Annotated in this window: 24 protein-coding genes and 2 tRNA genes; 9 read left to right on the forward strand and 17 right to left on the reverse strand. The window is 67.8% G+C overall.

Annotated features, from left to right (window positions below):
• Positions 1-21 precede the first annotated feature (21 nt).
• Positions 22-531, forward strand: a complete 510-nt coding sequence (locus DK368_RS18145) for a macro domain-containing protein (protein ID WP_114395392.1) — start codon at positions 22-24, stop codon at positions 529-531.
• A 64-nt stretch (positions 532-595) separates the two neighbouring features.
• Here DK368_RS18145 and DK368_RS18150 read toward each other — a convergent pair whose 3' ends face one another.
• Both DK368_RS18150 and DK368_RS18155 read right to left on the reverse strand, forming a co-directional pair.
• The gene (locus DK368_RS18150; RefSeq protein WP_162306090.1) at positions 596-1,462 is read right to left on the reverse strand and encodes a universal stress protein; all 867 of its coding nucleotides are present in this window, start codon (positions 1,460-1,462) and stop codon (positions 596-598) included.
• 238 nt (positions 1,463-1,700) lie between these two features.
• Entirely contained in the window at positions 1,701-3,263 is a 1,563-nt protein-coding gene (locus DK368_RS18155) for a bifunctional aminoglycoside phosphotransferase/ATP-binding protein (protein WP_114395394.1), read from the reverse strand.
• Positions 3,264-3,449: 186 nt separating this feature from the next.
• Between DK368_RS18155 and DK368_RS18160 the strand changes: the two genes are divergently transcribed.
• From DK368_RS18160 to DK368_RS18175, 4 genes are all read left to right on the forward strand, one after another.
• The gene (locus tag DK368_RS18160; RefSeq protein WP_114395395.1) at positions 3,450-6,494 is read left to right on the forward strand and encodes a phosphoenolpyruvate carboxylase; all 3,045 of its coding nucleotides are present in this window, start codon (positions 3,450-3,452) and stop codon (positions 6,492-6,494) included.
• 141 nt (positions 6,495-6,635) lie between these two features.
• Positions 6,636-7,166: an acyloxyacyl hydrolase gene (locus DK368_RS18165; RefSeq protein WP_162306091.1), complete on the forward strand. Its 531-nt coding sequence runs from the start codon at positions 6,636-6,638 to the stop codon at positions 7,164-7,166.
• Between the two features lie 75 nt (positions 7,167-7,241).
• Complete coding sequence (locus DK368_RS18170) at positions 7,242-7,814, forward strand: biotin transporter BioY (RefSeq protein WP_114395397.1); 573 nt, start codon at positions 7,242-7,244, stop codon at positions 7,812-7,814.
• 8 nt (positions 7,815-7,822) lie between these two features.
• Positions 7,823-8,257 carry a DUF1284 domain-containing protein gene (locus DK368_RS18175; RefSeq protein ID WP_114395398.1) on the forward strand — a complete coding sequence of 145 codons (435 nt, stop codon included), beginning with the start codon at positions 7,823-7,825 and terminating at the stop codon, positions 8,255-8,257.
• An 82-nt stretch (positions 8,258-8,339) separates the two neighbouring features.
• Here the strand turns inward: DK368_RS18175 and DK368_RS18180 are convergent, their stop codons facing one another.
• Positions 8,340-9,149: an AraC family transcriptional regulator gene (locus DK368_RS18180; protein ID WP_114395437.1), complete on the reverse strand. Its 810-nt coding sequence runs from the start codon at positions 9,147-9,149 to the stop codon at positions 8,340-8,342.
• A 77-nt stretch (positions 9,150-9,226) separates the two neighbouring features.
• On the opposite strand from DK368_RS18180, the gene DK368_RS18185 reads away from it, so the two are divergent.
• From DK368_RS18185 to DK368_RS18195, 3 genes are read left to right on the forward strand one after another with little or no spacing between them, the layout of a single operon-like run.
• Positions 9,227-11,335, forward strand: a complete 2,109-nt coding sequence (locus tag DK368_RS18185) for an FUSC family protein (RefSeq protein ID WP_114395399.1) — start codon at positions 9,227-9,229, stop codon at positions 11,333-11,335.
• The gene (locus DK368_RS18190; protein WP_114395400.1) at positions 11,332-11,547 is read left to right on the forward strand and encodes a DUF1656 domain-containing protein; all 216 of its coding nucleotides are present in this window, start codon (positions 11,332-11,334) and stop codon (positions 11,545-11,547) included. Before DK368_RS18185 ends, DK368_RS18190 begins: the two co-directional genes overlap by 4 nt.
• The gene (locus DK368_RS18195; RefSeq protein ID WP_193552317.1) at positions 11,544-12,440 is read left to right on the forward strand and encodes an efflux RND transporter periplasmic adaptor subunit; all 897 of its coding nucleotides are present in this window, start codon (positions 11,544-11,546) and stop codon (positions 12,438-12,440) included. The genes DK368_RS18190 and DK368_RS18195 overlap by 4 nt, the downstream gene beginning before the upstream one ends.
• Positions 12,441-12,479: 39 nt before the next feature.
• On the opposite strand, the gene DK368_RS18200 is transcribed toward DK368_RS18195, so the two are convergent.
• The gene (locus DK368_RS18200) at positions 12,480-12,659 is read right to left on the reverse strand and encodes a hypothetical protein (RefSeq protein ID WP_114395402.1); all 180 of its coding nucleotides are present in this window, start codon (positions 12,657-12,659) and stop codon (positions 12,480-12,482) included.
• 206 nt (positions 12,660-12,865) lie between these two features.
• On the opposite strand from DK368_RS18200, the gene DK368_RS18205 reads away from it, so the two are divergent.
• Positions 12,866-13,063: a hypothetical protein gene (locus tag DK368_RS18205; protein ID WP_155524631.1), complete on the forward strand. Its 198-nt coding sequence runs from the start codon at positions 12,866-12,868 to the stop codon at positions 13,061-13,063.
• 15 nt (positions 13,064-13,078) lie between these two features.
• Here DK368_RS18205 and DK368_RS18210 read toward each other — a convergent pair whose 3' ends face one another.
• From DK368_RS18210 to DK368_RS18270, 13 genes are all read right to left on the reverse strand, one after another.
• Positions 13,079-13,705: a response regulator gene (locus DK368_RS18210; RefSeq protein WP_162306092.1), complete on the reverse strand. Its 627-nt coding sequence runs from the start codon at positions 13,703-13,705 to the stop codon at positions 13,079-13,081.
• A 364-nt stretch (positions 13,706-14,069) separates the two neighbouring features.
• Positions 14,070-14,145, reverse strand: a tRNA-Lys gene (locus tag DK368_RS18215).
• A gap of 26 nt (positions 14,146-14,171) precedes the next feature.
• Positions 14,172-14,247: transfer RNA gene (locus tag DK368_RS18220), tRNA-Lys, on the reverse strand.
• Positions 14,248-14,404: 157 nt separating this feature from the next.
• Positions 14,405-15,553, reverse strand: a complete 1,149-nt coding sequence (rodA, locus tag DK368_RS18225; RefSeq protein ID WP_114395405.1) for a rod shape-determining protein RodA — start codon at positions 15,551-15,553, stop codon at positions 14,405-14,407.
• Positions 15,550-17,463, reverse strand: coding sequence for a penicillin-binding protein 2 (gene mrdA / locus DK368_RS18230; RefSeq protein ID WP_114395406.1), 1,914 nt, complete (start codon positions 17,461-17,463; stop codon positions 15,550-15,552). The genes rodA and mrdA overlap by 4 nt, the downstream gene beginning before the upstream one ends.
• A gap of 12 nt (positions 17,464-17,475) precedes the next feature.
• Positions 17,476-17,985, reverse strand: coding sequence for a rod shape-determining protein MreD (gene mreD, locus DK368_RS18235; protein ID WP_114395407.1), 510 nt, complete (start codon positions 17,983-17,985; stop codon positions 17,476-17,478).
• 11 nt (positions 17,986-17,996) lie between these two features.
• Positions 17,997-18,872: a rod shape-determining protein MreC gene (mreC, locus tag DK368_RS18240; protein WP_240002564.1), complete on the reverse strand. Its 876-nt coding sequence runs from the start codon at positions 18,870-18,872 to the stop codon at positions 17,997-17,999.
• A 94-nt stretch (positions 18,873-18,966) separates the two neighbouring features.
• A complete protein-coding gene (locus DK368_RS18245; protein ID WP_114395408.1) occupies positions 18,967-20,007 on the reverse strand; it encodes a rod shape-determining protein in 1,041 nt (346 codons plus the stop codon).
• A gap of 335 nt (positions 20,008-20,342) precedes the next feature.
• Positions 20,343-21,911, reverse strand: coding sequence for a 2-isopropylmalate synthase (locus DK368_RS18250; protein WP_114395409.1), 1,569 nt, complete (start codon positions 21,909-21,911; stop codon positions 20,343-20,345).
• A 201-nt stretch (positions 21,912-22,112) separates the two neighbouring features.
• Positions 22,113-22,262, reverse strand: coding sequence for a hypothetical protein (locus DK368_RS21510; RefSeq protein ID WP_155524632.1), 150 nt, complete (start codon positions 22,260-22,262; stop codon positions 22,113-22,115).
• A 339-nt stretch (positions 22,263-22,601) separates the two neighbouring features.
• Positions 22,602-23,621 carry a ketol-acid reductoisomerase gene (gene ilvC / locus DK368_RS18260; RefSeq protein WP_114395411.1) on the reverse strand — a complete coding sequence of 340 codons (1,020 nt, stop codon included), beginning with the start codon at positions 23,619-23,621 and terminating at the stop codon, positions 22,602-22,604.
• Between the two features lie 57 nt (positions 23,622-23,678).
• On the reverse strand, positions 23,679-24,191 hold the full coding sequence (ilvN, locus tag DK368_RS18265) for an acetolactate synthase small subunit (RefSeq protein WP_114395412.1): 513 nt from the start codon (positions 24,189-24,191) through the stop codon (positions 23,679-23,681).
• 65 nt (positions 24,192-24,256) lie between these two features.
• Entirely contained in the window at positions 24,257-26,023 is a 1,767-nt protein-coding gene (locus tag DK368_RS18270) for an acetolactate synthase 3 large subunit (RefSeq protein WP_114395413.1), read from the reverse strand.
• Positions 26,024-26,092: the final 69 nt, after the last annotated feature.

Raw genomic sequence — 26,092 nt, forward strand, 5'->3', positions numbered from 1 at the left:
GCGGACAAGCGGAGTTGCGCCATGACCACGCTGCGCGTCATCGAAGGTGACATCACCACCCTGGCCGTGGACGCCATCGTCAATGCCGCCGCCCCCGGTCTGGGCGGCGGGACCGGCGTGTCGCGCGCCATCCATGCGGCCGCCGGCCCGCAGCTGTTCGAGGCGGCCTCGGCCCTGGACCCGGTCGGCCGCGGCGACGCCGCCGCCACGCCCGGCTTCGCGCTGCCGTCACGGTGGGTCATCCATGCCGTGGGGCCGATCTATGTCACCGGAGCCCTGGGCGAGGACACGGTGCTGGCCCGCACCTACCGCCGGGCGCTGGAGGTGGCGCAGCAGATCGGCGCCCGGCGCGTGGCCTTCCCCGCCATCTCCACCGGGGCCTACCGCTTCCCGCGTGAGCAGGCGGCGCGCATCGCCGTGGCGGCCGTGCGCGAGGCCGTCGCCGCCGCACCGGGCGCCTTCGACGAGATCATCTTCTGCTGCCGCACGGCCGGAAGCGCAGCCCTGCACCAGGCGGCCCTGGCGGGCTGAGGTCCCGGACGGCCGATGGCCTGCCGGAGCCGGCATGCGCCCCTGCGCACACCGGCCCCCCGGATCAATGGGCCATGAGGACCGGCAGTTCCGTGGCGTTCAGCACATGGCGGGTGACGCCGCCCAGAATCATCTCACGCAGGCGGGAATGGCCGTAACCGCCCATGACAACCATGTCGGCGCGGAGATTGGCCGCCGTGCGCAGCAGGGCGGCGCCCACCGACTCCCCGTCCGGGCTGACCGCACGGACGGCCGCGTCGATGCCATGCCAGGCCAGATAGGCGGCCAGGGCCTGTCCGCTGGCCGCGGCCGTCTTCGGCGTCTCCGCCGTCAGCACCGTCACCTGGTCGGCCTTGCTCAGGATCGGCAGGGCCATGGCCACGGCCCGCACCGCCTCGGTGCTGCCGTTCCAGGCGATGGCGATGCGGTGGCCCGCCGCCTCCGGCGCCGTGGGCGGGGCCACGATCAGGGGGCGGCCGCTGTCCAGCAGGGCGGCCTCCAGTGCCAGCAAGGTGCTGGATTCCTGCTCGGCGCCCACCCGCGGGAACACCACGGCATCGGACAGGCGCCCCAGATCGACCACCACCTGCTCCGCCAGCCCCTCGGCTTCGGTGAAGTGGGCGGTGCAGCCATGATGGCCCTGCGGCACCTCGGCCAGGGTGGCCCCGGCCTGGTCGCGCACGGTATTGAAGGCCGCCCGCGCCGTCTGGCTGCGGGTCTGGTTCTCCTTCTCCACCGCGGTGAGGATATCGTGCATCAGCACCCCGGACACACCTTCCCCGACCATGGGGACGGCCTCGCGGGGGTCGGTGCGGACGAACAAGGCCTCCACATGACCCTCGACCGGACGCACCAGGGCGAAGGCCGTGCCCAGGGCCGCGGCATCACCGGGCCCTCCGCTGAGCACACAGAGCAGTTTCCGGAAAGCCATGGCTTGTTCCCCCTTTCGGATCTTTTGTCCGGCGAACGGTAGGCCCGCCGACCCGGCCCCACATTGACGTGCGTCAAAATGGACCGTCCGGCAGAACCGGCCCGGAGCAAAAGTCGATTCTATATCGAAACAATCGGCCCGGGATCGGCTTCCGGCAGACTGGAAGCCGGCCCGGCCTCCATCGTCCTCCGTCGCCCCCCGGTGGTCAACCGGCCCCGTGGTCAACCGGGCCTTGCGGTCACCCGGCACAGAGCCGGCGCGCCACCGCCACCGTCTCTTCGGCCGGACCGCTGGCAGCGATGACATCCCAGGTCATCTCCCCCAGATCATAGGCCGCCTGACGGCGCACCACCTCCACCGTGGCGTCGGAGGCATCGCCGCTGCGCCGGCTGACCCGTGCCAGCTGGGTCTGCTGGTCGGCGACCAGCCAGAGGCCGGTGAAGGGCATGCCGGCGGCCTGGGCCACCGCCTCGATGCCGCGCCGCTGTTCCGTGCGGGCGTAGACGGCATCGCAGATGACGGCGTGACGGCCGTCGAGCACCAGCCCGGCCCGGCCATCCATCTCGGCATAGACCCGGTCGGTCACGGCCTCGGCATAGCCGTCGGGCGGCAGACGGTCGGTCTCGGCACAGCCCAGCAGCCGCTTGCGCAGCACGTCGCTGCGCAGGATCACCGCGCCCGGCGCCGGCCCGATCTCCGGCGCCAGATGGCGGGCCAGGGTGGTCTTGCCGGTGCCGGACAGGCCGCCGATGGCCAGCAGCCGCCCGCGCGGCGGCTGCACCAGCGCCAGGGCCAGATCGAAATAGGCCCGCGCCTCCGCCCGCAATGCCTCGGCCTGTCCGGGGTCCGACTGCACCGCGGCCCCGGCCGCGGTCAGATGGGCCCGGATGCCGGCGCGGATCGACAGGAACAGCGGCAGCAGCGCCAGCCCGGCCAGATCCTCCGTCTGGTCGAGATAGCGGTTGAACACCAGATTGGCCACGGGCCGCAGGCGCCGATGCTCCAGATCCATCAGCAGATAGGCCAGATCATAGAGCACGTCGGTGACGGCCAGCGACTCGTCGAACTCGACGCAGTCGAACGGCTGCGGGCGTCCGTCCACCAGCACGATGTTGCGCAGGTGCAGATCGCCATGGCAGTGGCGCACATAGCCGGCCTGACGCCGCCGGTCGATCAGGCCGCCATGCCGGTCCAGCGCCGCCTGCCCCCGCCGGTCGAGCCGGGTCACGGCCTCGGCCGGGAACAGGGCGGCGTGCTGACGCAACTGCTGCGTGTTCATGGCGATGAGATGGGCGATCTCGGGCACGCCCGGACCGTCCGGCCTGGGGTCGGCCGCCTCATGGAAGGCGGCGACCGTGTCGGCCAGGGCCAGGGCCACGGGCGGCGTCAGCCCCCCCGCATCGGCGATGTGGGCGGCCAGATCCTCCTGACGGAAGCGGCGCATGCGCACCACCGGCTCGACCAGGTCCCCCTCGTCCCGGGGCAGATGGTCCAGCAGGCGCAGACGGCCCTCGGCGGTCCGCACCACGGCGCCCAGCCCCAGATACAGGTCCGGCGCCGTGCGGCGGTTCAGGACCAGTTCGGCCCGGCACGCCTCCAGCCGGCGCGCCAGTGTGGAAAAGTCGAGAAAGGGAAAGCGGACCGCCCGCTTCAGCTTGTAGGCGCGGTCGCCGGCCAGGAAGACACTGTTGGCATGGGTGTCGATGCGCTCCACCGGCGCACCGCCATGGGTGGCCGGATCGCCCAGCAGGGCCATCACCGCCGCCTGCGGGTCCGCTCCGCCCGGATGCTGTGCCGTCATCCCGTCCATGGCAAGAGAGTTACACGAGCTTGATGACATTTCGAGGACCGTTGACGCCGCATCGCGGCATTTCAACCGAATCTTACTGCAATCGCTGAATGGACATTGACAGGATTACCCCCCCGTCCCAGGCTTCCCCGCTGCGCCGCAGCATGACCGTTGCACCTGAAACGGGGAGCATGCCCGATGCCGTTGGACCCGATCGATTCCGTCGCCGCTGCCGACCTGGACTGCCTGGCGGCCGTGACCGGAAAGGGCCCGCTGCTGACCGCACCGACCGCCTGTTATTCCCCGCCGAAATCCATGGATCTGCAAGCGCTTGAGGCGGATCTGCGGGCGGCGCTGGACCGCTACAGCCGCGACACCGCGGCCGATCCGGCGGCCAATCCCGTGCTGCTGCTGGCGCTGGAGGTGTCGCGCCGGCTGCGCAGCGGCCAGCTGACCCATGCCGCCATCGAGCAGCTGATCCAGTATCTGGCCGCCGAAGGCTTCATCGCCCGCGCGGCCCGGCTGGGCCGCTATCTCGGCGAGGCCGCCCCCGAGGCCAATGAGGCGCGGCTGGAGGCCCTGATCGAGGCGCTGGCCACCAGTCCGGACGAAGCGCCGCTGCCGTTCGAGACCTTCCGCCGGCGGGTGGAGCGGGAGGTGTTCGGCATCGTCATCACCGCGCACCCCACCTTCAACCTGCCCGGCCCGATGATGGAGGCGCTGGCCCTGCTGGCCACCGGGCGCGACGCCAAGGGGCAGCCGCTGGCCGACGCCGACCGCAAGGCCCTGATCCGGCGGGTCGCCACCAGCAGCCACGCACCCGAAGAGATGACTCTGGAGCGCGAGCATGCGCTGTCGCTGGAGGCCATCGCCAACATCCAGAGCGCCCTGCGCATCCTGTACCGGGTGGTGCTGCGCGTGGCCCGGCGCCATTGGCCGGAGCGCTGGACCGAGCTGAAGCCGCGCCTGATGACCGTGGCCAGCTGGGTCGGCTACGACCTGGATGGGCGCTCCGACATCCGCTGGACCGACTCGCTGCATAAGCGCCTGGTGGTGCAGCAGCGCCAGCTGCGCCATTACCTGTCGGAGCTGGACGACCTGCGCGCCCTGGCCCCGGTGGGCGACGATCTGCGCCACACCCTGGCCCTGGTGGAAAGCCGGCTGATCCTGGCGCTGAAGCAGGTCACCGACGAGATGGCGGCCTTCGGCGGCCCGCTGAGCCAGGATACCGGCGTGCTGCGCCAGACGGCCAAGCGCATGTATGAGGAACTGCCGCTGCGGCTGGTGGATGCGGCCGAGGCCATCGAGTCCATCGACCGCGCCGTGCGCCTGTGCACGGAACGGATGCAGGCGGACGCGGCGGACGGGACCGCCGGGCCGACGCTGGAACGGCTGCTGGTGCTGCGGGCCGAGCTGGCCAATTTCGGCCTGGGCATGGCCCACACCCATGTGCGCATCAACTCCACCCAGGTCCACAACGCCATCCGCAAGACCGTGGGGCTGGAGACCTCGCCCGACGATCCGCGCTACCGCCAGTCCTACCTGAACGCCCTGACCGAGCTGCTGGACCGGGTCGAGCCGGTCCGCATCAATTTCGGCAGCGTCATGGCCGAGCGCACCAGCGCCAAGCGCCTGTTCATGCTGGTGGCGCAGATGCTGAAATACAGCGATGCCACCACGCCGGTCCGCTTCCTGATCGCCGAGTCCGAGAGCGCCTTCACCGTGCTGTCGGCGCTTTATTTCGCCCGCCTGTTCGGGGTCGCCGACCGGCTGGACATCAGCCCGCTGTTCGAGACGGAGAAGGCGCTGGAGGTGGGCAGCCGCGTCATCGAGCAGCTGCTGGACAACCCGCATTACCGCCAATATGTGCGCCAGCGCGGCCGGCTGTGCATCCAGACCGGCTATTCCGACGCCGGCCGCTATCTCGGCCAGACGCCGGCCAGCGCCTCCATCGAGCGGCTGCGCCTGCGCGTGCTGCGCCTGTTCACCCGCCACGGGCTGAGCGGCGTGCAGCTGGTCATCTTCGACACCCATGGCGAGAGCATCGGCCGCGGCGGCCATCCCGGCGGCTTCGCCAGCCGTCTGGCCTATGTCAGCCCGCCGGCCACCCTGGCCTTCGCCGCCAAGCACGGCATCGAGTTCAAGCAGGAGACCAGTTTCCAGGGCGGCGACGGCTATCTCTACTTCGTCTCGCCGGCCTCGGCCCTGGCCGCCGTGACCCGCATCCTGGAATATATGCTGGGCAGCGCCAAGCCGGACCTGGAGCATGACCGCTTCTATGCTGAGGGCGACTATATCCGCGAGTTCTTCACCACGGTGAAGACCTTCCAGAACGGGCTGGTGGACGATCCCAACTACGGCGCCCTGCTGGCCGCCTTCGGCACCAACCTGCTCTATCCCTCGGGCAGCCGCGCCATCAAGCGCCAGCATGATGCGGCGCCCGACGACACGGCCGAGACCATGGCGGCCCAGTTCCGTGCCATCCCGCACAACGCCATCCTGCAGCAGCTGGGCCTGCCGGCCAACACGCTGTCGGGCGTGGGCGAGGCCATCGACCGCGACCCCGACCGCTTCCGCGCCCTCTATGCCGCCTCCCCCCGGTTCCGGGAGCTGCTGGGCATGATCGAGTATGGCGCCGCCATCGCCTGTCCCGAGGCGCTGAAGGCGCAGGTGGACACGCTGGACCCCGGCCTGTGGCTGTCGCTGGCGGCCCGTGCCGAGAAGCCCGCCGATGCCGATGCCCTGCGCCATGTGGCCGCCGTGCTGGAGGAGGCGCCGACCCATGCCCGCCTGATCCGCGTCTATCGCCGGCTGTTCCGCGATTATGGCCTGCTGGTCCAGCATCTGGGCGGGGCCGGCGCCCTGCCGGCGGCCGAGAGTGACCTGCATGTGTCGCTGCGGCTGCTGCACGCCCTGCGTCTGGCCCTGATCCACGAGGTCTTCCGCTACGCCATCCAGGTGCCGCAATTCTCCAGCCAGCACGCCATCACCCATAAGCGGCTGGTGGGGCGGTTGATGCATCTCGACGTGCCCTGGGCCCTGGACCAGCTGGCCCGCATCTTCCCGGTCACGGGGGACTCGGTGGCCGATGCCGATTTCGGCGAACCCGCCACCTATGTCGGCGATGAGAGCCAGGACTACCGCCAGGAGAATGTCCGCATCTTCCAACCCATCGCCGCGCTGTACGAGCTGATCCGCCGGACCGGCAATGCCATGACCCAGCGCTTCGGCTTTTTTGGCTAATATTTCTAAACAGTTGACAGAACAGGGACTTCCCAGCACTGGTGGAGCGGGTGGGCCGCCCTGCCCGCGGCCCTGCCCCCCTATCCCCGCAGAGCGGTCGGAGCGGGCAAGGCCGCCCCCCTGCCTGCAGAGGATGATGCTGTGAAGCCTGTCCTGCCCGTTCTCCTTGCCATGCTCGTGCTGTCCGGAAGCACGGCGACCCAGGCCCGAGCACCCGAAACCCCCAACCTCCTCAGTCTCGGCGCCGGGTCCTTCGACGTGCTGAAGAACGAGCCCCGCAACCGGGCCGCGGATTTCCGGCTGGAGTACCGGTTCGGCGAAGCGGACGCCCTGCTGCACCTGGGCTCCCATGTCAGCCTGCGGCCCTGGGTCGGGGCCGAGGTCACCAGCGATGGTGGCCTTTACGGCGGCGGCGGTCTGTTCCTGGACCTGGAACTGGGGCCGCTGGCGATAACCCCCAGCTTCGGCGCCGGTCTCCATCGTGATGGTGGCGGCAAGCGGCTGGGTTCCAGCATGGAGTTCCGCTCCACCATCGAGGTCGCCTACCGCTTCGAGAATGAAAGCCGGCTGGGTGTCGCCTTCGGCCACATCTCCAATGGCGGGCTGACCAGCCTCAATCCGGGGGTCGAGGTGGTGACGGTCTATTGGCACATGCCGGTGGACTGGCTCTGATCCGGGACCGGCACCGCAACCGGTCCCGTCATCTCCGCTATTCTCCTGATCCCTGCGACTGATCGGACATTCCCCATGCCACACCTCTCCGAGACACCGGCCATCCCGCCATTGCGGCGGCTGGCTGGACGCCTGCCGGGTCAGGCCCTGACCGCCCTCATCGGCAGCTGGGCCGTGGCCGCCGCCTCCTGGATCGAGGTGCCCATGATCCCGGTGCCCATGACCATGCAGACCTACATGGTGCTGCTGGTGGGCGCTCTCTGCGGCTGGCGGCTGGCCGGCGCCACGCTGGCCCTGTATCTGGCCCAGGGCGTGCTGGGGCTGCCCATGTTCGCCGGCGGTGCCGCCGGCCCGCAGCATCTGGTCGGCCCGACGGCGGGCTATCTGCTGGCCTTCCCGGCCGCCGCGGCGCTGGTCGGCTGGATGGCCGAGCGCGGCTGGACCCGGTCCCTGGCCGGGGCAACGCTGGGCCTGCTGGCCGGCCATGGGCTGATCCTGGCCGCCGGTGCGGTCTGGCTGGCCGGGCTGACCGGCTGGAGCACGGCCCTGGCGGCCGGTGTCGTGCCGTTCCTGGCCGGAACCGTCCTGAAGACCGGCCTCGGCGTGGCCACGCTGCGGGCCTGCACCCGTCTGCGTCAGGCGGCCTGAGGCCGCCGATGCGCCTGCGCCCCCATCACCTGCTGTGCGGGCTGACCTGGGTGGGCAAGGGCTACAGCCCCGCCTTCACCGCCGGCATGGACGCCATCATCCGGCGTCTGGCCGCCGGTGAGACGGTGGAGATCGTCGCCGGGCCGGACGATATCTGCACCCCTCTGCTGCGGGAGCAGGGGGCGGTGGCCCATTGCCACGGCGCCTCCGTCACCGTCCGCGACCGCGCGGCGGCAGCCGATCTGGAACCGCTGCTGGGGTCCCTGGCCGTCGGGACGCGGCTGCACCTCTCCGCCGCCGATATCGACCGGCTGCGGGTGGATTTCCGGGCCGGCAGCATCCGCCGGGCCTGTGCCCTGTGCGCATGGTCCCCCCTCTGCTCCGGCCTGGCCGAGGCGGGCTATCCCGGCGTGCGGCTGCCCGGGGGTGGTTCACCGGGCTGAACCGGTGTACGGCGCCATCCGGCCTGACGGCCGCAGGGACCGGTGACCGGGCGCGCGAAGCGCCGGGGAAGACAGCCCGGCTTCACGTCCGGGCCGGATGGGGCGAGACATTCCGCTGCGCGAAGTACTGGGCGGGCGTGCTGCCCAGGGCCTTCTTGAACATTGTGATGAAGGCGTTGACCGATTCGTAGCCCAGTCCGGCGGCAACATTCTGCACCGCCTCGCCGCTCGCCAGCTCACGCAGGGCGACAATGAGGTGGAGTTGCTGCCGCCAGCGTCCGAACGTCAGTCCCGTCTCACGGATCAGCAGACGCGCCAGCGACCGGTCGCTCATCGCCACCCGCTTCGCCCAATCACGCAAGGTGCTGCGGTCCGCAGGATCGGCTGTCAGCGCATCGGCGATCGCCCGGATCTTCGGATGGCTGGAAATCGGCAGATTGAACCGCTCATGCGGCATTTCCGCGAGTTCATCCAACACCACACGGGCCATCCGGGCGGCGTGGCTGTCGGGCAGGTAATCCGCACGCTCGCGCGCCAGGCGCTCGACCATTTCCCGGATCATGGATGAAATCGACAATGTGCAGCTGCTCTCCGGCAGGTTCACCGCGCCCGGTTCCACGAACAGATAGGTCAGCCGCGCATTTTCGGTCGCGCGGGCGCTGTGGGCAACGCCGCCCGGAATCCACACCCCGCACTGGGGGGGCACGATCCAGACCTCATTGCCCGCCGTGCAGGTGACGGCACCGTGCAGGGCCAGGATCAGTTGCCCCTTGCGATGCACATGCAACGGCACCTCCGCCTCATGGTCCGCGAAATCGAGCTTATGGGCGACCGCCGGCAGCAGCGTGAGATCGGGATCGAAAACGGAAACGGCGGAGGGCAATAGGGGCATGAGATTGGCAGTTTTCAGGGATTTCATGTCTTAATACCGAATTTAACTGATTATGCAAATCAATCACAATTGTCGGCATGAACACGCCGCCGTCCATATGCCCCCGCCTGATCAAGGCCTGTGCCGCCGTGCTGCAGGCGGGACCGAGTGTCCTGCGCACGCCCGCCATGAAGGCCGATGCCGATGCGATCCTGTTTTCGGCCAAGAGCTTCGCCGCCGCGATGCTGGCCTATTACATCTCGCTGCGGATCGGGCTGCCCAAACCGTTCTGGGCCATCGTCACGGTCTATATCGTCTCGCAGACATCGGCGGGAGCGTCCCTCAGCCGCGGTGTGTATCGCTTCGCCGGCACGCTGATCGGCGCGATGGCGACGGTGGCGATCATTCCGAACTTCGTGAATGACCCGATCCTGTGCAGCATCATCCTCGCCGGCTGGATCGGCCTCTGCCTGTTCTTCTCGCTGCTTGACCGCACGCCACGCGCCTATGCCTTCGTTCTTTCAGGCTACACGGCAAGCCTGATCGGCTTTCCCAGCGTGCTTGATCCCGGTGCGGTTTTCGATACGGCATCCCTGCGCGTGCAGGAGATCTGCATCGGGATTCTCTGCGCGGCCTTGATCCATCGTTACATCCTGCCGAAACCGATGACGGGCCAGTTCACCGGCAAGCTGTCGGCGACGCTGCGGGACGCGCGCCGGCTTGCCGGCGACGCGCTGGCGGGAACGCCGGAAGAAAACCGTCAGGATCGCTACCAGCTTTCCCTCGACCTCCTGACGCTTCAGGGGCTTGCGACGCATCTGCCCTATGACCCCGCGGCGGTGACGCCGCGGCGCAGGACGCTGCAGCTTATCCATGACCGGCTCGCCCGGCTTCTTCCCCTCACGGCTGTAATCGAAGACCGGGTGCATTGTCTCGGCATCGGCGACGGCGATGACGACCTGACCGCCTTGGTCGGCGATGTCCGGGCCTGGAGTGCCGCCACGGACACGGATGACGGCAAGACGGCAGCCCGGCTGATGGGGCGGGCACGATCGCTCCAGACGCAGCGGGGCGCCGATGCGACTGCGCCAGACGGCGCTGTCGGCGCCAATCTCGCCGGCCATCTGGCCGAGATGATCGGGCTGCTTCATGACTGCGACCGGCTCGGGCAGAGCCTGAGCACCCGTTGGCGCTCACGACAGGCGGCGCCGCTGCACGGGCCGAAGCGGGCAAGCGGCTATGTCTATCACCGTGATCCGTGGATGGCGGCCCGCGCCGCGCTGGGCTCCATCGTCGCGATCCTCGGCGGCTGTGCCTTCTGGATAGGATCGGCCTGGCCGGAGGGCGGAACGGCCGTCTCCATTCTCGGCGTCTGCTGCACCCTGTTCGGCAATTTCGACGCGCCGGTGCCCTTTGTCGTCAAATATATCATCGGCTCGATCTATGGGGTGCTGATCAGCCTCGTCTACAGCTTCGCCATCCTGCCCCAGGTCACCAGCTTCCCGGTTCTTGTTGCGGTCCTGGCCCCGGCATTCCTGTTCGCCGGCTCGCTCCAGGCCCGACTGCCGACGACGTTCATGGCGATGGGCATCACCCTCACCATTCCCATCCTCTCGGGGCTGGGCACCGCTTACGCCGGTGACTTCGCCGCCGCCCTCAACACCGTGATCGCGCTCTTTGCGGCGATCGGCTTCGGGGCGGTCAGCATGTCCCTGTTCCAGACCGTCCCGGCGGACGTGTCGATCAACCGGCTGCTTCGCCTCAGCCGACGGGATGTCGGCCGCCGCGCCCTGGGCGGCGCGCCGAACGAAGCGCACTGGGCCAGCCTGATGATCGACCGGACGGCCTTGCTGCTGCCGCGGCTGCGGGCGTCGGGGAAAGCCCCTGCGGATATCCTCGACGATACGCTGCGCCACCTTCGCATCGGGCATGCCGCCGGCCAGCTGCGCAAGACGGTCCCCCAGACAAAGGGCGAGGCCGGGGCGGCGCTCGGCGCGCTTCTGTCCGCGATCGCCGCGTGCTTCCGCGCCAGAAGACCGACAATGCCGGCCGATCTCGTCGGTCTCGATCAGCGCATCGAAGCCGTGATGGCGATGATGGGCGGCGGCGCAGACAAAAACCGGTCACGCACACTCGATCTGCTCATCGACCTCCGCTTCGCCCTCGGCAGCGGTGGAAGGGCAAAGCAAGGAGCATCCGGCTCATGATCGTTGATTTGAATATCGGCGGCGTCTTCATCCCCGGTCTGGTGGTCCTCGGCTTCATCGCGCTGATCATCACCATGGCAACGGTACGCTTCTGCACCGCCGCCGGAGTCTTCCGCCTGGTCGCTTTCCGGGCGCTCGTCGAGGCCGCCACCTTCCTCATCATCTACGGTCTGCTCATCCAGTCCCTGCCATTGATCGGACGATCGTCGTGAAACCTTTTCTGCTTCTGCTCGGCCGCTATGCCCTGACCCTTGGCGTGGTCGTTGCCTCCGCCTTTGTCGCCGTGCAGGCCTGGAGCCAGTACGAGCGATCACCCTGGACCCGCGACGGGCGGGTTGGGGTGGATGTCATACAGATCGCGCCGGAGGTCTCCGGTACGATCCGCTCCGTGCCCGTGGCCGACAACCAGTATGTCAAACGGGGCGACATTCTCTACGAGATCGATCCCGAACGGCTGCGGCTGGCCGTGGCGCTGGCCGAGGCTGACGTCGAAGCCAAGCGTCAGGACATGCTCGTGCGTCAGGCGACGGCGCGTCGGCACAGCCAGCTCAAGGATGTCGTTTCACAGGAAGCCATACAACAATCGGGCGGGGCGGCAGCGGTGGCCAGTGCCGCCTATCAGGCCGCGGTCGCGGCACTGGAGCTGGCCAGACTCAATCTGGCCCGCTCGACGGTCCGGTCACCGATCGATGGCTATGTCACCAATCTGCGGCTGCGGCCCGGCGACTATGCGACGGCGGGCACGACCAAGGTCGCCGTCCTCGATGCGTCCAGCTTCTGGATCACCGGCTATTTCGAGGAGACGAAGATCCATAAGATCCGTGTCGGAAACCCGGCGCAGATCATGCTGATGGGCTTTGACCAGCCGGCGACCGGCCATGTCGAAAGTATCGGCCGCGGGATCGAGAACAGCAACGACGCGCCGGGCCATCTCGGCCTGCCCAATGTGGCGGCGACCTTTTCCTGGGTGCGCCTTGCCCAGCGCATACCGGTCCGCATCCAGATCGATCAGGTGCCGTCCGGCGTCGAACTGGCCGCGGGCATGACGGCGACCGTCGAAATCATGCCCGCCGACGTCAAGGCGACCACCGGGAAGCGGTCATGAGCGGCCCGCGATGCCCCGGATGGACAGCGGTCGATCCGCCTAGAATTCCGCCACGCTGCGGAAGACACGGCGCAGCAGCAGGGCCAGGGTCGCCCCCAGCAGCAATCCCACCGGAGCTCCGGTTGCCAGCTCGGAGACCACCCCCCAGACCACACCGCCGCCGGCCCAGGCCAGCAGGTCGCCGCGCGCCGCCGACAGATCCGTTTCTTCCAGCCACACGATATCAATCCCCACTGCAATACCGCCAATCTCGGAACAAAATCGTATCTTCATAAATTTTATAAAGTATTACCCCATTAACATTGGCTGAAATATTGACTGAAATCCCGCGCGGACCGACCAGACCCGTCTCATTTTTAATGCGTGCTTTACTTCAAAGTGGTAGAAACGTGACATTTGTTCGCGAGTGAGTAGCCATGTCATCCATGCCGCAGCCGCTTGTGGCGTCACCCGCCCTGGACCGGGCGGATGTGAAACTCTTGCGCACCAGCATGTTGAACAAGGCCGCCGAACTGCGCAGCGAAGCGCAGCGCATCGGCCCTGGCCAGCCGGAGGAAGCCGCCGGTCTGCAACGGATCGCCGACCGGATCGAGGTCTATATGCGGGACTATCTCGACGGCTGAACCGCCGCGCCGCCATCACGCACGACCTGGTCCCGCCCCACCCGGTCCCGCCCCACCCGGTCCTGGACGGCTGGGAAGGCGCGCTTCCACCGCCCGGCGCAGGTCGCGGGCGGTGACCGGCTTGTGCAGGATGCCGAACCCGGCCCCCTCCACCTCGGCAATGCGGGCCGGATCGGTGTCGCCGGTCAGGATGACGGCCGGCACCGGCCAGGCACACAGCGCCTGCACCGCCCGGACCATGTCGGGGCCGATCTGGCCGGCGCGCAGCCGGTAATCGGCCAGGACCAGATCGGGCGACAGGGCGGCGGCGCGCAGACGCTCCAGCGCCTGCTGCTCGCTGTTGGCCGGGATCACATGATAGCCCCAGCTCTCCAGCATGGCCTGAAGCCCCATCAGGATGATGGTTTCATCATCGACCACCAGGATGGTGACCTGGCGGCCGCTCTCCGGCGCCCGCGCCGGCGGCGCCGCGGGCCGGGCGGGCGGTGGCGGACCGCGCGGCGCCTCCGGCGCCGTGATGGCGACGGCGGTTTCCGCACCCGCGCCTGGGCGCAGCAACGGGGAATGCTCCAGCAGCAGCGACAGACGGCGAACGATCGCCGATCCAAGGCCCTGGCCCCCGTCATGCTCCGTGTGTCGCATCCGCACGACCTCCTTGAAGGCCCCGCGCAGCCGCCCGGGCGCGAGGCCGATACCGGTGTCGCTCCTCTGGAGCGGCAATCGACCCTGCTGCCGGCGCCACCCCAGGACGGGCCAGGACATGCCGGCAAGGAGCGGGAACAGGGGAGCCAGAAGGCGCATTGGTCGGTCCAGTCGGCACAGCGGCGACAGCGTCCGGAAGGCCGCAGAGGATCGCGCGTTGGCCACCGAATGATTCGGCCAGACCTGGTAAAGCAGCGGTTAAGGCCGCCCCGGATCAGCCGGGGTACCCCTTTGGCGACCGTTGGGCCGATTTATGCCGCCGATTTATGCCGATGGGCCGAAGCCCTGTCATGGGGAGGGAAAGTGGTGGGTGTACAAGGACTCGAACCTTGGGCCCGCTGATTAAGAGTCAGCTGCTCTACCAACTGAGCTATACACCCGACCGTGTCGGCGCCGTGGGAAGGGTTGGTGGGTGTACAAGGACTCGAACCTTGGGCCCGCTGATTAAGAGTCAGCTGCTCTACCAACTGAGCTATACACCCAGCCCTTACCCACGCACCGGCGTATCACGCCTTTGCGTGCTCACAAGCGACGTTCGTCGTTGCGAGGCGCGCGGTATACCAAAGGCAAAGCGGCTTGTCGATACCCTGAATGCGGCGGTGAGGCCGAAACTTCCGGCAGGGGAGATCTGCATTCCCGTCAAAGGTCGCTGATGCCGCGGCGCGACATGCGCACATCGCGATGCACATGCACCGACAGCAGCAGGCCGAAGCCGATCATCACCGCCAGGGTCGCCGTCCCGCCATAGGAGATCAGCGGCAGCGGCACGCCGACCACGGGGATCAGCCCCATGATCATGGCCACATTGATGAACATGTAGAGGAAGAGATTGACCGTCAGACCCAACGCCACCAGCCGCCCGAACTGGTGCCGGCAGCGCAGGGCGATGACGAAGCCGAACAGCAGCAGCAGGCAATAGAGGCCCAGGAAGCCGACGCCGCCGACGAAACCGAACTCCTCCGCCAGCATGGTGAAGATGAAGTCGGTCTGCTTCTCCGGCAGGAAGTTCAGATGGCTCTGGGTGCCCTGGAGGAAGCCCTTCCCCATCAGCCCGCCGGAGCCGAAGGCGATCTTCGACTGGGTGATGTGATAGCCGTGCCCCAGCGGATCGCTTTCCGGATCAAGGAAGGTCTCCACCCGGTGCCGCTGGTAATCGTGCAGCACGAACTGCCAGCTGAGCGGGATGGCGATTAGCACCGCCGCGATGACCAGCCCGAATTTCCACAGCCGCACACCGGCCAGGAAGAACATCGCACCGCCGATCATCACCAGGATCAGCGAGGTGCCCAGATTGGGCTGCATCAGCACCAGCCCGACCGGGGCGAAGATGATCAGCAGCGGCACGAACAGGAACGGGATGCGGCCGGCATCCTCCAGCGTGGCCCCGTGGAAATAGCGGGCCAGGGCCAGGACCAGCGTCACCTTCATGATCTCGGAGGGCTGCAGCTGGATGAACCCCAGATCGATCCAGCGCTGCGCGCCCTTGCCGACATCGCCCACCAGCTCCACCGCGATCAGCAGCACGAACACAGCGCCATAGAGCGGATAGGCCAGCTTCATCCAGATGCGGATATCGACCAGGGCCATGAACAGCATGGCCACCAGGCCGATGGCAAAGCGCACGATCTGCCGCGAAGCCCAGGGGTCCAGGCTGCCATTGGCGGCGGAATAGAGCATGGCGAACCCGACCGAGGCGACCAGGATCACCAGCAGCACCAGGCTCCAGGCGATGCCGGCGAGCTTCTCGCCGATGGTCATGCTGTCGGGACTGCCCAGATCGAGATTCATTCCGCCGTCTCCGCCATGCCGCCGCCGGTCCCCACGGGTCCGCCGCGCAGATCGGCCTGCTGCGCCACATTGGCCCGCGACGCCTCCAGCATCTGGCATTCCAGCAGGATGTCGCGCACCACCGGCCCGGCCACGGCACCGCCGCCGCCGCCATGTTCGACGATGGCGGCGCAGGCGAAGCGGGGTGCCTGGACCGGCGCGAAGGCCACGAACAGGGCGTGGTCGCGCTCGCGCCAGGGCAGGTCCTCGTTCTTCTTCACGCCGGTGTTGCGCTCGGCCATGGAGATGCGGCGGACCTGGGCACTGCCCGACTTGCCGGCCAGCTCCATGCCGGGAACGGCGATGCGGGCCTTGTAGCCGGTGCCGCCGGGAATGTTGGACACGGCATTCATGCCGGCCAGGACCACGGCCAGATGCTCCGGCTTCACCGCCACCCGGGGCCAGTCCACCGTTTCGGTGAAGGTCGCCTCGATGGCCTTGGTCAGATGCGGCTGCACCGCCCGTCCGCTGGCAAGCCGCGCCGTCATCACGGCCAGTTGCAGCGGCGTGGCCAGGACATAGCCCTGTCCCATGCTGGCGATCAGCGTCTCACCGGGATGCCAGGGCTGTTTCAGCTTCTGCTTTTTCCATTTCGGATCCGGAACAAGCCCGGGCCGCTCGCCGGGCAGCTCCAGCCCGACGCGATCCCCCAGGCCGAAGCGGCGGGCCATGTCGGCGATGCGCTCGATGCCGATGCGCTGGGCCAGATCGTAGAAATAGACGTCGCAGGAGTTCATCAGCGCGCCAACCATGTCCAGCGTGCCGTGCCCCCCCTTCTTCCAGCAATGGAACCGGTGGTCGCCCAGATTCATGTGGCCGGTGCAGGTGACCCGGTGCTGGGCATTGACGATGCCGGATTCCAGGGCGGCCAGCGCCGTGATCATCTTGAAGGTGGATCCGGGCGGATACTGGCCGGCGATGGCCTTGTTGGTCAGCGGATTGTGCTCGTCCTTCAGCAGCGCCTGATAGGCCTCGTAGCCGATGCCCATGGCGAACTGGTTGGGATCGAAGCTGGGGCTGGAGCCCAGGGCCAGGATGCCGCCGGTCTTGACGTCCATGACCACGGCCGCGGCGGACTCGTGCTCGGCCAGACGCTGCTGGGTGTAATGCTGCAGCTTGGCATCCAGGGTCAACGTGACCTGGCGGCCCGGCTGCCCGTCATCGCGGGACAGTTCGCGGATGACGCGGCCGACGGCGTTGACTTCCAGCTGCTGGCTGCCGGCGACGCCGCGCAAGGCCAGATCATGCTCCTTCTCCAGCCCGTTCTTGCCGATGCGGAAGCCGGGCAGCGACAGCAGCGGATCGTCGGCATTCTCCAGCTCCTTCTCGGACACGGAGCCGACATAGCCCAGCACATGGGCCATGGTCTCGCCGAAGGGATAGGAGCGCACCTGCCCCACATCGATGGAGACACCGGGCAGGTCGGGGATGTTGACCTCGATGGCCGACACCTGGTCCCAGGTGAGATTCTCCTTCAGGGTCACCGGCACGAAGCGGCGGGAGCGCTGGATATCGCGCTGGATACGGCGCAGATCCACATCGGTCAGCCCCACCAGCTTTTCCACCTGGGACAGCACACGGGTCAGGTCGTCCGCCTGCTCGCGCACCAGATTGATGCGGAAATTCTGTTCATTGACCGCCAGCGGCACGCCGTTGCGATCGACGATCAGGCCCCGTGGCGGCGCGATCAGGCGCAGGCTGATGCGGTTGTCGTCGGCCAGCATGGTGTAGCGGTCGGCTTCGACGATCTGCAGATAATAGAGACGGGCCACCAGCACGCCGGCCACCGCCGCCTGCATCCCGCCCAGCACCAGCGTGCGGCGGGTCAGCAGCCGCTGGCGCTCGGCATCGCGATCATACCCGGACAGCATCGACGGCCCCGCTCAGCTCAGATACGCCCGGTGCAGGCGCTGGAACAGCGCCGCCGGGATGGGAAACAGCACCGTCGCCAGCAGGGCCTGCATGGCCACCGGGCGTGCATCCAGCAGATCGACGGCGATCAGGGAGAAGACCGCCCATTGCACCGCCCCGGCCCCGAAGGCCACCAGGGCGAACCCGTACCACAGCACCAGGAACGAGGTGCCGAGGAAGAACCGCCGCTGCGTCAGCAGCAGCCAGTAACTCAGCACGAAGGCCAGCGGCGTCAGGCCCAGCGGCGTGCCGCTCAACAGATCCTGCAACACCCCGATCAGGAACACCACTGACGGGCGCAGCAGGTCGGGCCGGTGCACCGCCCAATAGAAGATGCTCATCAGCGCCAGCGGCGGCGCCACGCTGGACCAGCCCGGCAACTGCATGGGCACCATCCCCACCAGCATCAGCAGCACCGTGCTGGCCGAGGGCAGCAGATGCCGCGCCGTCTGATCGAGTCGATGCCAAACACCCACGGCCATGGCCGCGGCCCTCACTGCATGGCGCCGGGCTGAACCGCCTCGGCCGCCAGCCCGCCGGCGCCGCCGAAATCGACGATCTGCACATGCTCGATGCGGGACAGGTCCACCAGCGGCGACACCCGCACCTCGCCCTCGGCCGTCACCGCCTCCACCGTGCCCACGGGCAGGCCCGGCGGGAACAGGCCGCCATGGCCCGAGGTGAAGACACGCTCGCCCACCGCCACCTGCGCGTCGCGGGGCACATACATCAGCTTGGGGCGGTCGGAATTGTCGCCGCTGAGCATGGCGCGCTGCCGGCTCTGCTCCAGGACCACGGGGATGCGGGCATTGATATCGGTGATCAGCAGCACCCGGCTGGACCATTCGCCCACCTGGACCACACGGCCGATCAGCCCCTGGCCGGCCATGGCGGCCTGTCCGCGCTGCACCCCGTCGCGGCGGCCGGCGGTCAGAACCACGGTCCGCACGAAGGCGCCGCCGGGATCGCCGACCACGCGGGCGGTGACGAAGCTGGCCGCCGGGTCGGGCCGATAGGCCAGCAGCGAGCGCAGGGACTTGTTTTCCGCTTCCAGCCGCAAGGCCGCCTGCTGCCATTGCTGCAGCCGGGCATTCTCCTCCCGCAGCCGGGCATTCTCATCATAGAGGTCGAGGATTTCGCGCCCGGTCTCGATGACATTGGCCACGGCCGCCGCCGGGCGGGCGAGAACCGACAGCAGCGGGGCGAAGGCATCGGTGGCGCGGGCGCGGGCCTGATCGACCAGGACCGGGTCCATCCGCGCCACCAGCATCAGCGCAACTGCCGCCAGGATAAGCAGCAGGAAGTAGAACCGCTGGACCAGGGCCCAGACCGGCGCCGCCACGCGCACCACGGTTCCGCCATTCCTCATCTTCACGTGCCGCTTCCCGGTCACCGGCCCGACAACGATTCCGCCGGACCGGATCATAGAGTGCGATAGGATAACTTAATCCCGCGTTACCCCGTCAGTACATGCTGATCAGCACATTCTTCAGGGTCTTCATCTCCTCCAGCGCCCGGCCGGTGCCCAGCGCCACGCAGGAGAGCGGGTCGTCGGCAATGGAAACGGGCAGGCCGGTGGCATGACGCAGGACAAAATCGAGATCACTGAGCAGGGCGCCGCCGCCGGTCAGGACGATGCCCTTGTCGACGATGTCGGCGGCCAGTTCCGGCGCCGTATGCTCCAGCGCCACCTTCACCGCCTCGATGATCTGGGAGACGGGTTCGGCCAGGCTCTCGGCGATCTGGCGCTCGCTGATGATGAGTTCCTTGGGCACGCCGTTCATCAGGTCGCGGCCCTTGATCTCCATGACCCGGCCCTCGCCGTCTTCCGGCGGGCAGGCCGAGCCGATTTCCTTCTTGATGCGCTCGGCCGAGCCCTCGCCCACCAGCAGATTATGGTGGCGGCGGATATAGCCGATGATGGCCTCGTCCATCTTGTCGCCGCCGACACGCACCGAACGGCTGTAGACGATGCCGCCCAGCGACAGCACGGCCACCTCGGTGGTGCCGCCGCCGATATCCACGACCATGCTGCCCGTCGGCTCGGTCACCGGCAGGCCGGCGCCGATGGCGGCGGCCATGGGCTCCTCGATCAGGAAGACGCGGTGGGCGCCGGCGGCCTCGGCCGATTCCTGGATGGCGCGGCGCTCGACGGCGGTGCTGCCCGAGGGCACGCAGATGATGACCTGCGGCCGGGCGAAGTTGCGCCGGTTGTGAACCTTGCGGATGAAATGCTTGATCATTTCCTCCGCCACCTCGAAGTCGGCGATGACGCCGTCGCGCAGGGGGCGGATGGCCTGGATATTGCCGGGCGTGCGGCCCAGCATCAGCTTGGCCTCGTCCCCCACGGCGAGAACCTGCTTCTTCCCACGCACATTGGCGATGGCAACGACGGAAGGTTCGTTAAGGACGATGCCGCGGCCCTTGACATAGACCAGCGTGTTCGCCGTCCCCAGGTCGATTGCCATATCGGCCGAGAACATACCGAGCAGGTTGGGAAACATGTTTGGGGGGTGTCTCTGAATCCGGTGTCTGGGCCGCTCCGCGTCCGGCCACCGGGGAAAGCCGGTCCGCGTCCGTTGCATAGACCATTTCGGCGTAAACCCTCAAGGGCTGAAAGGCCGGCTACCGGATTTTGTCGCCGGTAAGCCCTGCCCGCATCCATCCCAGGACAAGTTTGGCGCCTGCCGTGGCCGTAACGGAACGTCAACGGATCGGTGGGTGGCTCCGGTGTGCGGAACGGGGGCTGTTATAGCACGGGCTGGCCGCCCGCGTGCCGCGACTCCCTGGCAGGGCAGGGACGCAGGGAAAGGGGAGCGCGAAGCCCCCCTGCCCCGATTCACGCGCTCAACGCCACCGGCGCCGTCTTCTGCCGCTTGGTCATCAGCTTGTTGAGGGCATGGACATAGGCGCGGGCGCTGGCCACCAGCGTGTCGGCATCGGCGCCCTGGCCGTTGACGGTCTTGCCGCTCTCCTCCAGCCGCACCGTCACCTCGGCCTGGGCATCGGTGCCGGCGGTCACGGCATGCACCTGGTAGAGCTGCAGCCGCGCCTCGTGCGGGAAGGCCAGCTTGATGGCGTTGAACACGGCGTCCACCGGGCCGTTGCCGAAGGCCACCACCGGGGCGATGGCCTTGCCCTGGACCTCCAGTTCCAGCACCGCATGCTGCGGCCCGCGCGAGCCGGCAACCACATGCAGGGCCAGGAAGCGGATGGCGTCGTTCTTGCGCCCCGCCTCGTCATCCATGATGGCGATGACGTCCTCGTCGAAGATCTCCTTCTTGCGGTCGGCCAGATCCTTGAAGCGGCTGAAGGCGTCATTGACGGCATTCTCGCCCAGATCGTCGTAGCCCAGCTCCTTCAGCTTGGCACGGAAGGCGGCGCGGCCGGAATGCTTGCCCATGACCAGCGAGGACCGGTTCAGCCCCACCGACTCCGGCGTCATGATCTCGTAGGTCTCGGCGTGCTTCAGCATGCCGTCCTGGTGGATGCCGCTTTCATGGGCGAAGGCGTTGGCGCCGACGATGGCCTTGTTCGGCTGCACCTGGAAGCCGGTGATGGTGGACACCAGGCGCGAGGCGCGGGTGATGTGCTCGGTCCGGATGCCGGTATGGACCTTCATCAGGTCGTGGCGGGTGCGGATGGCCATCACCACCTCCTCCATGGAGGCGTTGCCGGCGCGCTCGCCCAGGCCGTTGACGGTGCATTCGATCTGGCGCACGCCGGCCCCGATGGCAGCCAGGGAATTGGCCACGGCCAGCCCCAGATCATTGTGGCAATGGGCCGAGAACACGGCCTTGTCGCTGTTGGGCACCCGCTCGATCAGCGTGCGGAATAGGGTCGCATATTCGTGCGGCAGGGCATAGCCCACCGTGTCCGGGATGTTGATGGTGGTGGCACCGGCGGTGATGGCCGCCTCGACGCAGCGGCAGAGGAAATCGATGTCGGAACGGCTGGCATCCTGGGCCGACCATTCCACATCGTCGGTGAAATTGCGGGCGTAGGTGACATAGTCGACCGTCCGCTGCAGCACCTCGGCTTCCGTCATCTTCAGCATGTGCTGCATATGCACGGGGCTGGTGGAGATGAAGGTATGGATGCGGCGGCGCTCGGCGAACTGCAGCGCCTCGGCGGCGCGGTCGATATCGGCCCGGGCGGTGCGGGCCAGGGCCGCGACCACGCTGGTCTTGACCACGCGGCCAACCTCGCGCACGGCCTCGAAATCACCGTTGGAGGCGATGGGGAAGCCGGCCTCGATGACATCGACGCCCATCTCCTCCAGCACCCCGGCGATGCGCAGCTTCTCCTCCAGATTCATGGAACAGCCGGGCGCCTGCTCGCCGTCACGCAGCGTGGTGTCGAAAATGATGACGCGGTTGGGATCGCGGGAAGCGGTGGCGCTGGTCATGTCTGTCTCTCGGCCCTGAAGGCCCCGCCGGAGCGGGGGTGTCTGCCTCGTGCCGCCCGTCGCCGGGTCAGGCGGACGGATGGCGGGTTCGGACGGATCGTGTGCGCGGCGGGATGCAGTGCGGTGTCTTGCGACAGATATCATGCAGTGCTGCGCGTCAGGTCCCCTGAACGCGGTGCCCACATCATGGGGCGGAAGCGCTCAGGGGCCGATAAGTCGAAGCCCCAGCAGGGCAAGACCCTGCAGGCCCAGCAGCAGGCCGACCAGCAGACCCGGCAGCAGCAGCGCACCACGCTCCAGGCGCTGGGCCCGGGCGGTGGGACGGCGGGTGCTGGTGCGGGGGGCGGTCACGGCGCCTGATCCTGCCTGTTGTCCGGCCCGGCGGACCGGGCAGGTCTGGTTGCGCGGCCCGGCAAGCCGGGCGGGAAAGCGGACCATGGCCCGCGACCCCATGATTAGCCCGCAACAGCATTAGCCGCAAGGCCGTTCCACTGGAATAAACAGTCTGCCGCCGCAAGGCTCCTTTGAAATTTCCGCGATGTTAACGAAGCGGCCGGGGCGGGCGCCGGTGGCGGAACGCACCGGAACGCGAAGGGGCGGCACACGCAAGGCGTGACATGCGAAAGGCGCACCATGCGAAAGGGGCGGCCCCGCGGGGCCGCCCCTTCACCGACCGGGCGCGACGCCGGATCAGTTCTTCGACTTGTCCACCAGCTTGTTGGCGGCGATCCAGGGCATCATGCCGCGCAGCCGGGCCCCGACCTCCTCGATGGGATGCTCGGCCTGACGGCGGCGGGTGGCCTTGAAGCTGGGCAGGCCGGCCTTGTTCTCCAGCATCCAGTCGCGGACGAAGCGGCCGGACTGGATATCCTCCAGCACCCGCTTCATCTCGGCCTTGGTCTCGTCGGTGACGATGCGCGGGCCGGTGACATAGTCGCCATATTCCGCGGTGTTGGAGATGGAGTAGCGCATATTGGCGATGCCGCCCTCGTAGATCAGGTCCACGATCAGCTTCACCTCGTGCAGGCACTCGAAATAGGCCATTTCCGGGGCGTAGCCGGCCTCGACCAGGGTCTCGAAGCCCGACTGGATCAGCTTGGTCAGGCCGCCGCAGAGCACGGCCTGCTCACCGAACAGGTCGGTCTCGCATTCCTCCTTGAAGCTCGTCTCGATGATGCCGGAGCGGCCGCCGCCGATGGCCGAGGCATAGGACAGGGCCACATCCAGGGCGTTGCCGGAGGCGTTCTGATGCACGGCCACCAGACAGGGCACGCCGCCGCCCTTCTTGTACTCGCCACGCACGGTGTGGCCGGGACCCTTGGGCGCCACCATGAAGATGTCCAGGTCGGCCTTGGGCTCGATCAGCTTGAAATGGATGTTCAGGCCGTGGCCGAAGGCGACGGCGGCACCGGGCTTGAGATTCGGCGCCAGATCCGTGGCGTAGAGATCGGCCTGCAGCTCGTCGGGGGTGAGGATCATCACCACATCGGCCCAGGCGGCGGCCTCGGCCGGGGTCATGACCTGGAAGCCGGCGGCCTCGGCCTTGGCGCGGGTGGCGGACCCGGCCTTCAGCGCCACCACCACATTCTGCACCCCGCTGTCGCGCAGGTTCTGGGCATGGGCGTGACCCTGGCTGCCATAGCCGATGACGGCCACCTTCTTGCCCTTGATCAGATTCACGTCGGCGTCGCGATCGTAATAGACGCGCATGGAGTGCCTCTCGTCCTTAGCGTTCTGTGAGAAAGGAAGTTGAAATCGGGAATGGCCTCAAAGCCCGGCCGGACCCCGGCTCATGGCCACGGCGCCGGTGCGGCTGATATCGACCAGGCCCAGCTGCCGCATCAGGTCGATGAAGCGGTTCAGGTCCTCGCCGCTGCCGGTGATCTCGAACACGAAACTGGAGATGGTGGCATCCAGCACCCGGGCCTTGAAGATGTCGGCGATGCGCAGGGCCTCGACCCGCTTCTCCCCGGTCCCCGCCACCTTCACCAGCGCCATTTCGCGCTCGATGAAGGGGCCGTCCAGCGTCAGGTCCTTGACCCGGTGCACCGGCACCAGACGGTCGAGCTGGGCCTTGATCTGTTCCACGATCATCGGCGTGCCCGAGGTGACGATGGTGATGCGCGACAGCGTCTCCGCCTCGTTCACCTCGGCCACGGTCAGGCTTTCGATGTTGTAGCCGCGGCCGGAGAACAGGCCGATGACCCGGGCCAGCACGCCCGGCTCGTTGTCCACCAGGATGCTGATGGTATGGCGGCGGATGGTGTCGTGTGGGGACATGGGAGGAGTCCGTTTCTTCTTCTAGCCCGTCAGTCTAAGCCGTGGCGTCAGCGGCGGCACGCCGCTCACACCAGCACCATGCCCTCTTCCGGTGTGGCCTGGGCGGGCTGGTCCGCCGGCCCCAGCAGGATCTCGTTGTGGGCCTTGCCGCCCGGGATCATGGGGAAGCAGTTCTCCTTGGGATCGACGCACATATCGACGATCACGGCGCGCGGCGTCTCGATCATCTCGCGGATGACGTCGTCCACCTCGGACACCCGGCTGGCGCGCAGGCCGACACCGCCGAAGGCATCGGCCAGCTTGACGAAATCGGGCAGCGCCTCGCTGTAGCTGTTGGAATAGCGCGAGCCGTGCAGCAGCTCCTGCCACTGGCGCACCATGCCCATCCACTGGTTGTTGAGGATGAAGACCTTGACCGGCAGCCGGTACTGCAGGGCCGTGGACATCTCCTGGATGTTCATCTGGATGCTGGCCTCGCCGGCCACATCGATGCAGAGCGCGCCGGGATTGCCGATCTGGGCGCCGATGGCCGCCGGCAGGCCATAGCCCATGGTGCCCAGTCCGCCGGAGGTCAGCCAGCGGTTCGGCTTGTCGAAGGGCAGGAACTGGGCCGCCCACATCTGGTGCTGGCCGACCTCGGTGCTGATGAACACGTCGTCGCGGCCCTTCAGCGCCGCCCGCAGCCGTTCCAGCGCATATTGCGGCTTGATGACCTGATCGGTCTTCTCGTAGCGCAGGCAGTCCCGCGCCCGCCAGACCGCGATCTGGTCCCACCACAGCTTCAGCGCCGCCTGATCGGCGCGCTTGGCGCGCGCCTTCCAGATGCGGATCATGTCCTCCAGCACATAGGCCGCGTCGCCGACGATGGGAATGTCGACCTGGACGTTCTTGTTGATGTTGCTGGGGTCGATATCGACATGGATCTTCTTCGAGCCCGGCGAGAACGCGCTGAGCTTGCCGGTCACCCGGTCGTCGAAGCGGGCGCCGATGGTGATCATGACGTCGCAGCCATGCATGGCCAGATTGGCCTCGTAGGTGCCGTGCATGCCCAGCATGCCCAGCCACTGCGGGTCCGACGCCGGGAAGGCCCCCAGCCCCATCAGGGTGGTGGTGCAGGGATAGCCCGTCATGCGCACGAACTGGGTCAGCAGCTGGCTGGCCACCGGCCCGGCATTGATGACACCGCCGCCCACATAGAAGATCGGGCGCTTGGCGGAAGCGATCAGCTCCACCGCCTCCTCCACCCGGTTCAGGTCCGGCTTGACCTGGGGGCGGTAGGATTTCGGCTGGCTTTCGCCGGGGCTGCGATAGGTGCCGGTGGCGAACTGCACATCCTTGGGGATATCGACCACCACGGGGCCGGGGCGCCCGTGCTTGGCGACATAGAAGGCCTCGTGCAGGGTGCGGGCCAGATTGTTGACGTCCTTGACCAGGTAATTGTGCTTGGTCGCCGGCCGGGTGATGCCGGTGGTGTCGCATTCCTGGAAGGCGTCATTGCCGATGAGGTGCGTCGGCACCTGACCGGACAGGCAGACGATGGGAATATTGTCCATCAACGCATCGACCAGGCCGGTGACGGCGTTGGTGGCGCCGGGGCCGCTGGTGACCAGCACCACGCCGACCTTGCCGGTGGAGCGGGCATAGCCTTCCGCCGCATGCACGGCCGCCTGCTCGTGCCGGACCAGGATGTGGCGGATATCGTTCTGCTGGAACAGCGCGTCATAGATCGGCAGGACCGCGCCGCCGGGATAGCCGAAGATCGTGTCTACGCCCTGGTCCCGCAACGCCTTGAGAACGATGTCGGCACCGGTGAGCTTGGTTCCCGTAGACATGGCAGCACGCTTTCCGCTTGGTCCCTGGATCGAAGTGGCAGCCCCCCGCTTTCCGCAGCCGCGAAGCGG

It is taken from the genome of Oleisolibacter albus, assembly GCF_003336875.1.
In the GTDB taxonomy this organism is placed as follows: Bacteria; Pseudomonadota; Alphaproteobacteria; order Azospirillales; family Azospirillaceae; genus Niveispirillum; species Niveispirillum album.